Here is a 13,237-nt window from a genome sequence, read left to right on the forward strand (position 1 = left end):
GGACATGGCACGCCAGGATATCCACAGATTCTGTGGATATCACGTCGGAGTTTTCAACATGGGTTTGTGCGGCTGCCGGCGGGCGCTGGAAGCGGGTATGCTGGGTGGCTTTGGCGGCATGGCAGCTCGTGCCGGCACCGGCCGGCCCGCCGCCGCGACGGTCCGCGCCAGCGCCGATCGGGCCGCATCCATGCCGCATCTTGCATCATCGTGCCGCCAACGCCGGCCCCTGGGCCGGCATGCCGCGTTCGCGACTCAACCTGCCCGCCGCCATGCGCCCTGACCGGTCGTCCGCCATCCTGCCCCGCCTTGCTGTGTTGCCGATGCTTGCCGCCGCGCTGGCGCTGTCGGGCTGCGTGGCGCAATACCGGGTGCCTGCCGGTGCCCCGTCCGCCAGCGTGCGGCTGGTGACCAGCACCGACGAAAACACCTCGTTCACCATCGTCGATCCGGCCCGGTGCCCGGATCCGGCCCGGCCGCTGGTACTGGCGGGAATGGGCAAGCAGTTGTCGGCCATGGGAAGGGAGCGCAGCCTGGATATGGCCGGGCGTTCGCCGGAGCCGCCCGCGCGCACGCGTGAGCGGCTGGTCGAGGCGGGCCGGCGCATCTATGTGGCGGTGACTTCGGCCGCGGCGCCGCCGCTGCCGGAGATGCGCTGTGCCGCGGGCGTGTCGTTCGTGCCGGCGGCCGGCGCGCAGTATGAGATCCGCTACCAGCGGGACGAGACCGCCAGCCAGTGTTCCGCGCGGATCTTGCGCCTGCAGCCGCTGGCCGACGGCAGCGCGCGCCTGACCGCCGAGCCGACGCAGCAGGGTTTCAGGGCGCTGCGCAAGGATTATGTCTGCCAGGCGTTGTGAAACCCGTCCGGGCCCCCGGGCCGTGGACGGGTGAGGCGCTGCCGTCCGGCGGCAGCGCCGGTTCTTACTGCTCGATCAGGAAGCGCTCCGGGCGCTTGCCCAGCCAGGCCGGCGCACGGCCGCGGCCGGACCAGGTCTTGCCGGTCTTGGGGTCCATGTACTTCGGGGGCAGGGCGGCGGCGGTCTTGCGCGGGCTGCTGCCGGCGGGACGGCCGCGCTTGCGCCGGGGCAGGATGTCTTCCGCGGTCAGGCCATATTCGGTCATCAGTTCGCGGATTTTATCGATCACGCCCGCGACTTCGGTCGCGCGCACTTCATTCAGCTTGGCTTCCAGCGCTTCCTTCTCAGCCAGGAGTTGCTTGTATGTCGCCATTTATATCCCCTTTCTGCAATTAGGCCGCTGCATGGTACTAGAAATTCCGGTGACAGAGCACCTGAAAAAATTTTACAAAAAATAACGCAGATTGCACGGACAGATTGTCGCGCCGCTTGTCGGCATCATTGCCATGCCGTTTGCGGAAAGGATTGCGGGAAGGATTGCTCCATTTTTTCCCGCATTTAGAGCTAATGAAAATACCCGCGCCGCTTTGCTTCAGCGCCTAAACTGGGTTGTCTGCGCCCCGCGCAGTGCCACCTCACGACTACCGGAGCCCCCCTATGAGTCAGCAGATCTTTGTCAATTTACCCGTGCGCGACCTGCAAAAGTCGATCGCCTTCTTTACCCAGCTGGGCTTTTCCTTCAATCCGCAATTTACCGACGATACCGGTACCTGCATGATCGTCGGCGAGAACATTTTCGTGATGCTGCTCACCGAAGCCAAGTTCCGCACCTTCTCGCCCAACGACATCTGCGATGCGCGCAAAGCCACCGAAGTGCTGGTTTGCCTGTCGATGGAAACCCGTGCGCGTGTCGATGAAATGGTCAATGCCGCGGTGCTGGCGGGCGGCAATACCTACAAGCCGCCAGTGGATCTGGGCTTCATGTACGGCCACGGCTTCCAGGACCTGGATGGCCATGTCTGGGAGCTGGCGTATATGGATATGGCGGCGCTGCAGGCGTCGCAGTAATTGCGCCATCGCGCCGGGACAGCGCCAAAAAAAACAGCCCGGGAAAGCAGGAAGCCCGGGCTTGAAATCCACCTGGATCGCGGTGGAGGAGACATCTGGTTGTTGGCGTCCCGGGACGGCCCGGGACGCGGTCATGCATCGAGGGGTCAGATTGCCCAGCCGCCGGCGTAGAACGCTGCCAGCACCACCGCGATCGCCACGGTGCCGAGATTGAGCTTGCGCCATTCGCCGGCGACGATGCGGCCCACCACCAGGGTGCAGAAGCCGAGCATGATGCCGGTGACGATATTGCATGTCAGCACGATGAACACGGCGCAGACCAGGCCGGCCAGCGCATCGACCAGGTCATCCATGTGCAGGCGGCTGACGCTCGACAGCATCAGCAGGCCCACGTACATCAGCGCCGGCGCGGTGGCGTACGACGGCACCAGCGCGGCCAGCGGCGAGAAGAACATCACCGCCACGAACAGCAGGCCCACCACCACCGCGGTCAGGCCGGTCTTGGCGCCGGCGGCGACGCCGACGGTCGACTCGATATAGGCCGCGGCCGGGGCGCCGCCGAACATGCCCGAGAAGATCGAGCTGACCGAGTCCGCGGTCAGCGCGCGCCCGCCGTTGTGGATGTGGCCGGCGGCATTGAGTTGCCCGGCCTGGCCGGCGACGGCGCGGATGGTGCCGGTGGCGTCGAACACCGCGGTCATCACCAGCGCCAGCACGCTCGGCAGCACGGCCGCCGTCAGCGCGCCGCGCACATCCATGGCGCCGATCAGCGATTCATGGCCCGGTGCGCTCAGCGACGGCAGCGCGAACACGCCGGTGAACTTCACCGCCGGATCGAAGGCCAGGCCCAGCGCCGAGATGGCGATGATCACCAGCAGGATCCCGCCCGGCACCTTGCGCCGCTCCAGCCCGAAGATCGCGGCCAGGCCCAGCACCGACATCACCACCGGGAACGAGGTGATCTTGCCCAGCGCCACCGGCAGGCCGGCATGCGTGTTCTTGACCACCAGCCCGACTTCATTCGAGGCGATCAGCAGCAGGAACAGGCCGATGCCGATGCCGGTGCCGTGCGCCACGCCGGCGGGCAGGTTGCGCAGGATCCAGGAGCGCACGCCGGTGACCGAGATCGCGGTGAAGATCAGGCCCATCAGGAACACCGCGCCGAGCGCGACCGCCGGCGACAGGCCTTGTCCCAGCACCAGGCCGAAGGCCATGAACGCGGTCAGCGAGATGGCGCAGCCGATGGCGATCGGCAGCTTGGCCCACAGGCCCATCAGCAGCGAGCCGAAGGCCGTGGTCAGGCACACCGCGACAAACACCGCGCTGGTGTCGAAGCCGGCCTTGCCGAGCATGCCCGGCACGACGAAGACGGCGTAGACCATCGCCATGAAGGTGGTGACCCCGGCCACCACTTCCTGGCGCTGGGTGCTGCCGCGCGCGGTGATCTCGAAGAAGGCGTCGAGCCGGCCTTTGACTTCCGGAACATGGGGAGCGTGGGGGCGTGCGGGATCGGCCTCCGCCGCGGACGACGGATAGGGTTGTTCGATCATGATGAGCTGTCTCCTTGCGGGCGCTGCAACGTCCGTCGTGCGGAACGTCGTCAGGCGGTCTCACGTGGTTCTGGTCTGGGCTGGAGGCGGAATCCTGGCCAACCCCGCTGTTATCGGTGTGCCGCTTGTCGGTGCCTTCTGCGGGCGTGATCCGGGCAAGGCTGAAGGCTAGGTGACGGGGCGCCAGCCATCATCACCGGGGCTCAATGCGCGGCATGTGCGGTGGGGAATATCGAATGTGATCCACGGTTATCTCTGGATGGCGAAGCCGCGCCAGGTGGCTTTCTCGGCGGCTCCCATTATCAGGCGATGCATATACGGCCTATAGGGAATGACCCGGATGTCTGACGGTCGACTTCTCTATACTAGGGATAACCCTGAATCGTCTCGCGATCCGGGCCGAATCCCGGCTTGAAGTGCTTCGTGAGACATATCTCTGTTTCCAATCGGAAAGGAAGAATCGCCATGCAAGCACTCGCCGACACCCTCTATCGCCAACCCGCCCAGGCCAACGCGGCCCAGCCCGCCGCGGCCCAGCCGGCGCGCGATGTCGCCTATTACGCCCGCATGGGCGGCGGCCTGTCGCTGGCCGCGCGCGTGCGCGCTTACTTTGCCCAGGGCTGGACGCTGTACGCGGCCAATGCGCGCGAGGCCGCGCCGATCCGCTGGCTGTAAAGAGCCGCGCGCTGCATCAGTACATGCCGGTGCGCGCCATGAACGCATCCAGCGTCCAGCCGCGTCCGAGCATCAGCATCCGCGTATGCAGCCCTTCCCGCGTGGCCGCATCGACAGCATCGCCGAGCCACGTCAGCGTCTTGCTGCGCAAATCGACATAGCCCATGGCGTAGTCCGGCGCCAGTGCCTGCCACAAGGCGTGGGCCCCGGCCGACTGCCGCGCGCCGCTCAGCAGGCATAGCCCGCCGTCCAGTGCCCAGCGATATAAGGCCCGCGCCAGGCCGCGGCGCTGGTAAGCGGGCGCAAACTTGCTATGCGGCGCCCGCACCCACGGATCGGCCCGGCGGCCGACCTCTATCAGCCGGTTGAAGACGGTATAACCGGCCAGCCGGCGCTGCATCACGTCTTCCACATACACGTAGTACTCGCCGTCGGCCTCGCGGTAGCGCAGGCGCAGGCCAGGCGCGCCCGCCGGCAGCGCGGGCATCGCATGGAGGCGGTCGCCCGGCCGGACAAGGCGGCCGTGCAGGGTGTCGAGCTCGCGCTCGATCTCGGCCGGCGCCAGTTCAACGTCGATGCGCAGTTCGAGCGCGCGCGGCAGCGCCGGCGCCGGCAGGCGCAGGGCATGGAAATTGGCCATGGAACGTCTCCCGACCGCTCAGGGATTGAGGATCAGGTAGAGGGCGGCGAGCGCCACCATGGCGCACAAGGTGTGGCGGTAGAGCGGTGACATGTCTGGCTTTCTCCTGGCTGCATGATCGAGCGGGTGCCGGATGGCATCCGCGACATGGGCCGTGCGGGAAAGCTCAGGGCTGGAGGGTGGCGCCCCGAACTGCCCGCACGGCCAGGAAAAGCACGGCGCGGCGGACCTGGCTGCAGGCGGGGAAGTGCCTGGCCGGGTCAAGGGCAAGGCCCCGCTGCGCGGCGCGCACGCACACGCCTGCCGCCGGCCGGGCCGGGCGGTTCAGGGGGGCGGAACGGGCAACGCAGGGCATGGAGGCTGGGGCGCAAGGGTTCGAAGGAACATTGCTTATGCCACACTTCATCGGGAATGTCCAGTCAAGTTACCGGCTTCCGCGGCGAACTCCGTTCTACTTCGTGCTGCCATCCTGGGCTGCGCGCGCGCAGGACGGGGTCGACGTCATCGTTCATTGTGAACACTGTCTACATGTACTAGACTCGGAAACATCGTTTCCCCGGCCTTGTTGCAGGAGCCAAGATGACGACTTCCCCCACTCCCGAAATCGCCCGCCAGGACGCGGAGACCGGCCCGGTCAGGCTGCTGGTGGCCACCACCAAGGGCGCCTGGTTCCTGACCAGCGACGCCGCGCGCCGCAGCTGGCAGATCGAAGGCCCGACCTTCCTCGGCCATACCATCCACCATATCGTGCAGGACCCGCGCGAGCCGTCGCGCCTGCTGATGGCGGCCCGCACCGGCCACCTGGGCCCGACCGTGTTCCGCTCCACCGACGGCGGCCGCAACTGGACCGAGGCGGCGCGCCCGCCCGCGTTCGACAAGGCGGCGCAGGGCGAGGCCGGCCGCGTCGTCGACCATGTGTTCTGGCTCACGCCCGGCCATGCCAGCGAGTCCGGCACGTGGTACGCCGGCACCTCGCCGCAGGGCCTGTTCCGCAGTGCCGACCATGGCGCGACCTGGGAGCCGGTGCGCGGCTTCAATGACCATCCGATGTGGCGCGCCTGGACCGGCGGCGAGCAGGACGGCACCCCGGACGGTCCCAAGCTGCATTCCGTGCTGGTCGATCCGCGCGACGCGCGCCACCTGTATATCGGCATGTCCAGCGGCGGCGTGTTCGAGAGCACCGACGCCGGCGCCGACTGGAAGCCGCTCAACCGCGGCAGCATCGCCAATTTCCTGCCCGATCCGAATCCGGAATACGGCCAGGACCCGCACTGCATGCTGCAGCATCCCGCCAACCCTGACCTGCTGTACCAGCAGAACCATTGCGGCATCTACCGGATGGACCGCCGCGAAGGCGTGTGGAAACGCATCGGCGAGGCGATGCCGGCCGAGGTGGGCGACATCGGCTTCCCGATCGTGGCGCATCCGCGCGACCCGCGCACGGTGTGGGTGTTCCCGATGGACGGCAGCGATGTGTGGCCGCGCGTCAGCCCGGGCGGCCGGCCCGCCGCCTATGTCACGCGCGACGGCGGCGAGACCTGGCAGCGCCAGGACCGCGGCCTGCCGCCCGAACAGGGCTGGTTCACGGTCAAGCGGCAGGCCATGGCCACCGACGGCCATGCGCCGGTGGGCGTGTACTTCGGCACCACCGGCGGCGAACTGTGGGCCAGCGCCGACGAGGGCGAGGCCTGGCAATGCATCGCCCGCAACCTGCCGCAGATCTACGCGGTCAGCGTGGCGCGCCCGGCCTGAGCGCCAGCCGCCGCTCCGGAGGATTTCCCATGCAGGTCCGTATCGCGACGCCGCTGTTTTCCTATACCGGACAGCGCGAGTACGTCGAGGCCCGCGGCGCCAGCATTGCCGAGCTGCTCGACGATCTCGACCGCCAGTTTCCCGGCATGCGTTTTCGCATCGTCGACGAACAGGGCAAGCTGCGGCCGTATATCCGCGTCTTCGTCAATCGCACCCAGCTGATGCGGCTCGATGCGCCGCTGCAGGAGACCGACGAGGTCCATATCCTGCAGGCGCTGGCCGGGGGCTAGCCCCCGGCCGCGGCGCCGCTCAACTCCCCGTGCCCCCGGCCGATATCCAGTCAGTAACCCTGCCGTGCGCCATCCGCCGCGGCCGCAGGCAGATGACCACGATGGCGGCAACACACCACACGCACGGCACGGGAGCGACGCATGAGCAGTTCCATGAGGGACATCGACGAACGGACTAACCTCACCAACAACAACCAGTTCGAGCTGCTGCTGTTCCGGCTCGGCGAGGCGCAGCATTCCGGCCAGTCGGAGCTGTTCGGCATCAATGTCTTCAAGGTGCGCGAGATCCTGGTGATGCCGCCGGTGACGACCGTGGTCGGCGCCGACCCGTCGATCCTGGGCATGGCCGATATCCGCGGCCAGGTGATTCCGGTGATCGACCTGCCGCGGCTGGTGGGCTGCAAGCCGCGCGGCGGCCTGGGCATCCTGCTGGTGACGGAATACGCGCGCTCGACCCAGGGCTTTGCGGTCGAAGCGGTCGAGGAAATCGTGCGGCTGGAATGGAACCAGGTGCATTCGGCCGAGGCCAGCGTGCGCACCGGCCATGTGACCAGCATCGCCAAGCTGGAAGGCGGCGCGGAAGCAGGCGCCGAAGCCGGGACGGAAGCGGGCGCAGACGCCGCGCGCCTGGTGCAGGTGCTCGACGTCGAGCAGATCCTGCGCGACGTGCTGCCGACGCGCCAGCCAGACGTCGATCCGGGCGAGGTCGGGCCGCAGCTGCAACTGCGCCCGGGCGCCAGGGTGATCGCCGCCGACGACTCGGCGCTGGCGCGCGGGCTGATCGAGCAGGGCCTGAAGGCGCTGGGTGCGCCGGTGGTGATGACCAAGTCGGGCAAGGAGGCCTGGGAACTCCTGGACCGCATCGCGGCCGAGGCCGCCAGCCAGGGTCGCGCGGTCCAGGACGACGTGGCGCTGGTGCTGACCGACCTGGAAATGCCCGAGATGGACGGCTTTACCCTGACCCGCAAGATCAAGGCCGACAGCCGGCTGAAATCGCTGCCGGTGGTGATTCACTCATCACTGTCGGGCGAGGCCAGCGAAGAGCATGTGCGCAAGGTCGGGGCCGACGCCTATGTGGCCAAGTTTGTCGCCAAGGAACTGGCCGACACCATCCGCGCGGTGCTGACGCGCTAAACCGCTTAGCCTGCGGCAGGCACAAAATGCAAGCGCCCGCAAGCATTCCCGTACGCCGCCTGGTTGCCTATAAAACGGGCACTCCAGCGCGTTCCAGTGCGGGCGCGCCTTTCGCGGTTGTCAAGATGGGGGATATCCACTGATCCTGTGGATATTTCCTGTGGACAAGTGGAGCCCGCCGGTGCGCTCCCGGCCGGCATCAGGCGATGCCGGCCGGGAAGCCCCGACCGCGGCCTGGCGCGGGCTCCGCGCCGCCGCGCTCCCTGGCGCCGCTCCTCGCTCTCCCCTGTTTCCCTCCTGTCCGCGCCCGTCCGTCGCCGTTGCGTTACTTGGGCTGGGCCACCGTGCGCAGGTAAGGCTTCAGCGTCTTGAAGCCCTGTGGGTATTTCTTGCTGGCCTCCTCGTCCGAGACCGAGGTCGGGATGATGACGTCCTCGCCCGGCTTCCAGTTCACCGGCGTGGCCACGGTGTGCTTCGCATTGAGCTGCAGCGAATCGAGCAGCCGCAGCACCTCGTCGAAATTGCGTCCCGCGCTCATCGGGTACACCAGCATCGCCTTCACCTTCTTGTCCGGGCCGATGATGAACACCGAGCGGATGGTGGCGTTGTCCACCGCGGTGCGCGGCCCGCTGCCGCTGGCCTCGGGATGGATCATGTCGTAGAGCTTGGCAACCTTCAGGTCGGCATCGCCGATCATCGGATAGTTGACGGTACAGCCCTGCGTTTCCTCGATGTCCTTGACCCAGCGCTGGTGGTCGCCCACCGGATCGATGCTCAGTCCGATGATCTTGGTATTGCGCTTGTCGAACTCGGGCTTGAGCCGGGCCATGTAGCCCAGCTCGGTGGTGCACACCGGCGTGAAGTCCTTGGGATGCGAGAACAGGATGGCCCAGCCGTCGCCGATCCACTCATGGAAGTTGATCGTGCCTTCCGTGGTCTCGGCGGTGAAATCAGGGGCTTGCTCGCCCAGTCGAATCGCCATGGTTGCGCTCCTTGCAGTTGGCTTGGTTTGGAATCGCGCGTCGCCGCGCACGCTTGCCCGCTATCCCGCCTATCTCGCCCATCCCGCCATCACCCGGTCCGCCGCTAGCGGAACACCAGCACCGGGATCGTGCTGTGGGTCAGCACCTTGTGCGTCTCGCTGCCGATCAGCAGCGCCTGCAGCCCGCGCTTGCCATGCGACGACATCACGATCAGGTCGCAACCGCGCTGCTGCGCGCACGCGATGATCGCCTGCCACGGATGGTCGTCGGTGGCGGTGACGGTGTCGCACGGCACGCCGGCCTGCGCCGCGGTGTGGCTGAGCGCGGCCAGGAAGGTGTCGGCGTGGCGCGCGGCCTCGGCGGCGAAGTTGCCCTTGGTGTCTTGCAGGCTGGTCAGCCGGTAGGTCAGCACGTGGTACTCGGGAAGCACATGCAGCCCGGTCACGCGGGCGCCTATGCGGCCGGCGAATGCCATCGCGCGGCCCACCATGGCTTCGGCGCGCGGGGAGCCGTCGGTCGGTACTAGGAGGTGCCTGAACATGATGAGCCTCCGCTTGCAGAGAGATACCGCGCCAGCCGGGCGCGTCCGCGCACTGGCGGGCGAGCCAATCCAGTATAGGAATTGCGCGGCATAAGGAACAGGGCGCCAGGGCGGCCGGAGCGCGTCCGCGCACATGGCCGGCGGCCGGCCGGGCATTAACATCCTGTTATCATCCGATGCACCTGTACCCCCGCACCGATGGAAGGGACTGACGCATGATTGCGCTGCGCGAAGCTTGGCTGGCCGGATTGTTCCGCCGCGGCAACTGGCTGCCGAACCTGGTGTCGGGCGTGATCGTAGGGGTGGTGGCGCTGCCGCTGGCGATGGCGTTCGCGATTGCCTCGGGCGCCAAGCCGGAGCAGGGCTTGTACACGGCCATCGTCGCCGGGCTGGCGGTGTCGCTGTTCGGCGGCAGCCGGCTGCAGATCGCCGGGCCCACCGGCGCCTTTATCGTGGTGCTGGCCGCGGTCACGGCGCGCCACGGCATCGACGGCCTGCAGCTCGCCACGCTGATGGCAGGCCTGATCCTGCTGGCGATGGGACTGACACGGCTGGGCGGCGTGATCCGCTACATCCCGGCGCCGGTGATCGTCGGCTTCACCGCAGGCATCGGCGTGATCATCTTTGTCGGCCAGTGGCGCGATTTCTTCGGCCTGCCGCCGGTGGCCGGCGCGCATTTCCACGAAAAGCTCTGGCACCTGCTGCAGGCGCTGCCGCAATGGCACCCGGCCACCACCGCGCTGGCGCTGGGCAGCCTGGCGCTGGTGGTGGGCGCGCCGCGCGTGCGCTGGCTGCGGCGCGTGCCGGGGCCGCTGGTGGCGCTGGTGGCCGCCACCGCGGCGCAGGCGCTGTTCCGCTTCGACGGCGTGGCTACCATCGGCACCGCCTTCGGCGGCCTGCCGCGCGGCTTGCCGGTGCCGGCGCTGCCGGAGGTTTCGCTGGCGCGCGTGCTGGAGCTGGCCGGACCCGCGTTCACCATCGCCATGCTCGGCGCGATCGAATCGTTGCTGTCGGCGGTAGTGGCCGATGGCATGGCGGGCACCCGGCATGACTCCAACCAGGAACTGGTGGGACAGGGCATTGCCAACGTGCTGGCGCCGCTGTTCGGCGGGTTTGCCGCCACCGGCGCGATCGCGCGCACCGCCACCAATATCCGCAACGGTGGCAACAGCCCGCTCGCCGGCGTGGTGCACGCGCTCACGCTGGTGCTGGTGCTGCTGTTCCTGGCGCCGCTCGCGGCCAGCGTGCCGCTGGCCGCGCTGGCCGCGATCCTGTTCGTGGTGGCGTACAACATGAGCGAGATGCGCCAGTTTGCGCGCATGGTGCGGCGCGCGCCGCGCGCCGATGTCGCGATCCTGCTGATCACCTTTACGCTGACGGTGCTGACCGACCTGGTGGTGGCGGTCAATATCGGCGTGATCCTGGCCATGCTGCAGTTCCTGCGGCGCATGTCGGCATCGGTGGAGGTAGCACCGCAGGCCGCCGAGGCCGTGGCGCGCGAGCTGGGCGATGCGGGCACCGGCGCGGCGGCGCCGATGCCGCCGGGCGTGCTGGTCTATGTCATCGACGGCCCGTTCTTCTTCGGCGCGGTCGAGGCCTGCGAACGTGCGCTGGTGCAGACCCATACCGAGCCGCGCGTGCTGCTGATCCGCCTGGGCCGCGTGCCCTTCATGGACATGACCGGGCTGCAGACGCTCGAGGCGGTGATCGTCACGCTGCAGAAGCGCGGCGTCGCGGTGGTGCTGGCCGAAGCCAACGCGCGGGTCAGGGAAAAGCTGGCGCGCGCCGGCGTGCTGGCGGCGCTGGGTGAGGGCAACTATGCGGATTCGCTGGCGCAGGCGGCGCAACGCTGCGCCGCGCTGGCCGGTGACGCGCCAGGCGCGGGCAACGCCCCGCGCTGAGCTACTTCTTCTGGCGCGTGCTGCCGGCCGGTTTGGGCTTGGTGGCGTAATCCACGCCATGCTGCGCCAGGTAGTCGCGGATCAGCTGGCGCACGACCTGCGACGGCGTCAGGTCCTGCGCGGCGCACAGCGTTTCAAAGGCCTTCTTCTTGACCGGATCGATCAGGATGGTCAGGCGGGCGGTCTTGGATTCCATGAGGGTGTGCGGCGGTCCGGGCCGGGGATGGCGGCGGGGATGGGATGGGCATTATATACACCGCCACTGGAGTGCCCGGCAGCCGTTCGGACGCGGGCGGTTTGCGCCCCTCTCCCGCTTGCGGGAGAGGGGCGGGGGTGAGGGCGGGCGTGTGGCAAGCGCGAGGCGTTCGAACTTCGTGGAAGCTCCCGCCCTCACCCCAACCCTTATATGAACACCGCCCCGGTTGCAAGGTTTTGGAACCAGCTTGACGTCGCAGGATGGGGCTGCTGCCTTATATCCGGCCTGGAGCGAGTACTTGTTCTCGCGGGCCACAATGGAAGCTGCTGAGAACCGTCCTCAATCTCTCGCCACGGGCTTGTAAGCCGCTTGGGTTGGGGCAGGTTTGGGTTCCCACGGTCCTACCTGTTTCGTCATTGCTGTTTCTTGCCTGTGCAGCCGTGAAGGTTAATCAAGCGCTGGTTAAGGGAAGGTGATGCCCCCCGGCTCAGGCCGGGCGCAAGCTCACATGTCCGGGATCGTATTGGCGCCCATGGGCCATTAATGCCCAGGCTGTCCGGGCGATCTTGTTGGCCAGCGCCACGACCACCACGTTCTTGGGGCGCCGCTGCAGCATGGACAGTGCCCAGGCCGGCGGATGTTTGGTGCGCGTGAGCATCGTGCGTCCGGCGTTGACCAACTGTCGTCGCACGTAAGCGTCGCCGCGCTTGCTGATGTGACCGAGCCGTACGTTGCCGCCCGTGCCGGTCTGCGCGGGAACCAGTCCCAGGCTTGCAGCGAAGGCTCTGCCTGAGCGGAAGGCCTGGGCACAGCCCATGGTCGCGACCAAGGCGGTGGCGGTAATGGGGCCGACGCCGGGAATCTTCTCCACGATCTGCGCGGCCGGATCAGACCTCAGCCATTCCTGGAGGTCACGCTCAACCAGTTGGATCTGTTCGTCGAGTTCGCGCAGCGCACAGACCTGCCGCTCCAGCGCGCGCATCAACAAGGGCGGTACGACCTGAGCGACCTCAGCCCAGCGCTGGCGCAGCTCGGCCCGGAAGGCCAGCCGCCCCGTGCGGAAGTGCAGGCCATATTCGCCCAGCAGCCCGCGCATCTGGTTGCTCTGCCGGGTGCGCGTCTTGACCAGCCCGTCCCGTATACGATGCAACGAGAGCACAGCCTGCTGCGCTTCGGTCTTGACCGACACGACCGGCATGTCGGGTTGCCGGGCTGCAGTCCAGATGGCTCGGGCGTCCGCCGCGTCGTTCTTGTTCGTACGCACGAAGGCGCGTACGTAACCCGGGTTGAGCAACACCACTTCGTGGCCAAGGCTCTGGATCTTGCGCGCCCACCAGTGGGCACCGCCACAGGCCTCCAGTGCGATCTGCCCAGGCTGGCAATTGGACAGGAATTCGATGAGCGCGGTGCGGCTGAATCGCCGGTTCTGGGGCTTCCCCGTAATGGGGTCTATCCAGTACATCTGGAACACTGTCTTTGCAATGTCCAGCCCATATGTCATAGCATTCATTTGGGCTCTCCTCGACCTTGAGTGTTGGATCGAACTTTCACTCTGGCACATCGATGCCGTCGGTCAAGCGAGAGCCCCTTTGTTTTCTAGGCCGCGGCCTGGCTTGGCGGTAGATGGGCGGTGTTCATTCCATCTCTCCC

The 13,237-nt window shown here is 67.6% G+C and carries 14 protein-coding genes; 7 read left to right on the top strand and 7 right to left on the bottom strand.

Annotation, left to right across the window (positions count from 1 at the left end):
* Window positions 1-239: 239 nt before the first annotated feature.
* Window positions 240-857: a hypothetical protein gene (locus tag LIN44_RS25265; protein WP_227314990.1), complete on the top strand. Its 618-nt coding sequence runs from the start codon at window positions 240-242 to the stop codon at window positions 855-857.
* A 64-nt stretch (window positions 858-921) separates the two neighbouring features.
* On the opposite strand, the gene LIN44_RS25270 is transcribed toward LIN44_RS25265, so the two are convergent.
* Window positions 922-1,230, bottom strand: a complete 309-nt coding sequence (locus tag LIN44_RS25270) for an H-NS histone family protein (RefSeq protein WP_018006439.1) — start codon at window positions 1,228-1,230, stop codon at window positions 922-924.
* A gap of 284 nt (window positions 1,231-1,514) precedes the next feature.
* Between LIN44_RS25270 and LIN44_RS25275 the strand changes: the two genes are divergently transcribed.
* The gene (locus tag LIN44_RS25275; protein ID WP_227314991.1) at window positions 1,515-1,925 is read left to right on the top strand and encodes a VOC family protein; all 411 of its coding nucleotides are present in this window, start codon (window positions 1,515-1,517) and stop codon (window positions 1,923-1,925) included.
* A 146-nt stretch (window positions 1,926-2,071) separates the two neighbouring features.
* On the opposite strand, the gene LIN44_RS25280 is transcribed toward LIN44_RS25275, so the two are convergent.
* The gene (locus LIN44_RS25280; RefSeq protein WP_115702107.1) at window positions 2,072-3,475 is read right to left on the bottom strand and encodes an NCS2 family permease; all 1,404 of its coding nucleotides are present in this window, start codon (window positions 3,473-3,475) and stop codon (window positions 2,072-2,074) included.
* Window positions 3,476-3,940: 465 nt separating this feature from the next.
* Here LIN44_RS25280 and LIN44_RS25285 point away from each other — a divergent pair, with 465 nt between their 5' ends.
* The gene (locus LIN44_RS25285) at window positions 3,941-4,150 is read left to right on the top strand and encodes a hypothetical protein (protein WP_227314992.1); all 210 of its coding nucleotides are present in this window, start codon (window positions 3,941-3,943) and stop codon (window positions 4,148-4,150) included.
* Window positions 4,151-4,166: 16 nt separating this feature from the next.
* Here LIN44_RS25285 and LIN44_RS25290 read toward each other — a convergent pair whose 3' ends face one another.
* Complete coding sequence (locus tag LIN44_RS25290) at window positions 4,167-4,790, bottom strand: N-acetyltransferase (protein ID WP_227314993.1); 624 nt, start codon at window positions 4,788-4,790, stop codon at window positions 4,167-4,169.
* 579 nt (window positions 4,791-5,369) lie between these two features.
* Between LIN44_RS25290 and LIN44_RS25295 the strand changes: the two genes are divergently transcribed.
* From LIN44_RS25295 to LIN44_RS25305, 3 genes are all read left to right on the top strand, one after another.
* On the top strand, window positions 5,370-6,542 hold the full coding sequence (locus LIN44_RS25295; protein WP_227314994.1) for a sialidase family protein: 1,173 nt from the start codon (window positions 5,370-5,372) through the stop codon (window positions 6,540-6,542).
* Between the two features lie 29 nt (window positions 6,543-6,571).
* The gene (locus tag LIN44_RS25300) at window positions 6,572-6,832 is read left to right on the top strand and encodes a MoaD/ThiS family protein (protein WP_078201057.1); all 261 of its coding nucleotides are present in this window, start codon (window positions 6,572-6,574) and stop codon (window positions 6,830-6,832) included.
* A gap of 141 nt (window positions 6,833-6,973) precedes the next feature.
* The gene (locus LIN44_RS25305) at window positions 6,974-7,966 is read left to right on the top strand and encodes a chemotaxis protein (protein WP_227314995.1); all 993 of its coding nucleotides are present in this window, start codon (window positions 6,974-6,976) and stop codon (window positions 7,964-7,966) included.
* A gap of 325 nt (window positions 7,967-8,291) precedes the next feature.
* Here the strand turns inward: LIN44_RS25305 and LIN44_RS25310 are convergent, their stop codons facing one another.
* Window positions 8,292-8,948, bottom strand: coding sequence for a peroxiredoxin (locus tag LIN44_RS25310; RefSeq protein ID WP_227314996.1), 657 nt, complete (start codon window positions 8,946-8,948; stop codon window positions 8,292-8,294).
* Window positions 8,949-9,052: 104 nt separating this feature from the next.
* Window positions 9,053-9,490, bottom strand: coding sequence for a universal stress protein (locus LIN44_RS25315; protein WP_227314997.1), 438 nt, complete (start codon window positions 9,488-9,490; stop codon window positions 9,053-9,055).
* 215 nt (window positions 9,491-9,705) lie between these two features.
* On the opposite strand from LIN44_RS25315, the gene LIN44_RS25320 reads away from it, so the two are divergent.
* A complete protein-coding gene (locus LIN44_RS25320) occupies window positions 9,706-11,391 on the top strand; it encodes a SulP family inorganic anion transporter (RefSeq protein ID WP_227314998.1) in 1,686 nt (561 codons plus the stop codon).
* A 1-nt stretch (window position 11,392) separates the two neighbouring features.
* On the opposite strand, the gene LIN44_RS25325 is transcribed toward LIN44_RS25320, so the two are convergent.
* A complete protein-coding gene (locus tag LIN44_RS25325) occupies window positions 11,393-11,587 on the bottom strand; it encodes a ribbon-helix-helix domain-containing protein (protein ID WP_018006421.1) in 195 nt (64 codons plus the stop codon).
* A 487-nt stretch (window positions 11,588-12,074) separates the two neighbouring features.
* The gene (locus LIN44_RS25330; RefSeq protein ID WP_227312327.1) at window positions 12,075-13,097 is read right to left on the bottom strand and encodes an IS110 family transposase; all 1,023 of its coding nucleotides are present in this window, start codon (window positions 13,095-13,097) and stop codon (window positions 12,075-12,077) included.
* Between the last annotated feature and the right edge of the window lie 140 nt (window positions 13,098-13,237).

The sequence above is a fragment of the Cupriavidus sp. MP-37 genome, assembly GCF_020618415.1.
In the GTDB taxonomy this organism is placed as follows: Bacteria; Pseudomonadota; Gammaproteobacteria; order Burkholderiales; family Burkholderiaceae; genus Cupriavidus.

What these genes read in the sequence shown, in the direction of transcription:
- LIN44_RS25265 (WP_227314990.1), top strand. Translation starts at nt 240, where the DNA reads ATGCCGCGTTCGCGACTCAACCTGCCCGCCGCCATGCGCCCTGACCGG.
- LIN44_RS25270 (WP_018006439.1), bottom strand. Translation starts at nt 1,230, where the DNA reads ATGGCGACATACAAGCAACTCCTGGCTGAGAAGGAAGCGCTGGAAGCC.
- LIN44_RS25275 (WP_227314991.1), top strand. Translation starts at nt 1,515, where the DNA reads ATGAGTCAGCAGATCTTTGTCAATTTACCCGTGCGCGACCTGCAAAAG.
- LIN44_RS25280 (WP_115702107.1), bottom strand. Translation starts at nt 3,475, where the DNA reads ATGATCGAACAACCCTATCCGTCGTCCGCGGCGGAGGCCGATCCCGCA.
- LIN44_RS25285 (WP_227314992.1), top strand. Translation starts at nt 3,941, where the DNA reads ATGCAAGCACTCGCCGACACCCTCTATCGCCAACCCGCCCAGGCCAAC.
- LIN44_RS25290 (WP_227314993.1), bottom strand. Translation starts at nt 4,790, where the DNA reads ATGGCCAATTTCCATGCCCTGCGCCTGCCGGCGCCGGCGCTGCCGCGC.
- LIN44_RS25295 (WP_227314994.1), top strand. Translation starts at nt 5,370, where the DNA reads ATGACGACTTCCCCCACTCCCGAAATCGCCCGCCAGGACGCGGAGACC.
- LIN44_RS25300 (WP_078201057.1), top strand. Translation starts at nt 6,572, where the DNA reads ATGCAGGTCCGTATCGCGACGCCGCTGTTTTCCTATACCGGACAGCGC.
- LIN44_RS25305 (WP_227314995.1), top strand. Translation starts at nt 6,974, where the DNA reads ATGAGCAGTTCCATGAGGGACATCGACGAACGGACTAACCTCACCAAC.
- LIN44_RS25310 (WP_227314996.1), bottom strand. Translation starts at nt 8,948, where the DNA reads ATGGCGATTCGACTGGGCGAGCAAGCCCCTGATTTCACCGCCGAGACC.
- LIN44_RS25315 (WP_227314997.1), bottom strand. Translation starts at nt 9,490, where the DNA reads ATGTTCAGGCACCTCCTAGTACCGACCGACGGCTCCCCGCGCGCCGAA.
- LIN44_RS25320 (WP_227314998.1), top strand. Translation starts at nt 9,706, where the DNA reads ATGATTGCGCTGCGCGAAGCTTGGCTGGCCGGATTGTTCCGCCGCGGC.
- LIN44_RS25325 (WP_018006421.1), bottom strand. Translation starts at nt 11,587, where the DNA reads ATGGAATCCAAGACCGCCCGCCTGACCATCCTGATCGATCCGGTCAAG.
- LIN44_RS25330 (WP_227312327.1), bottom strand. Translation starts at nt 13,097, where the DNA reads ATGAATGCTATGACATATGGGCTGGACATTGCAAAGACAGTGTTCCAG.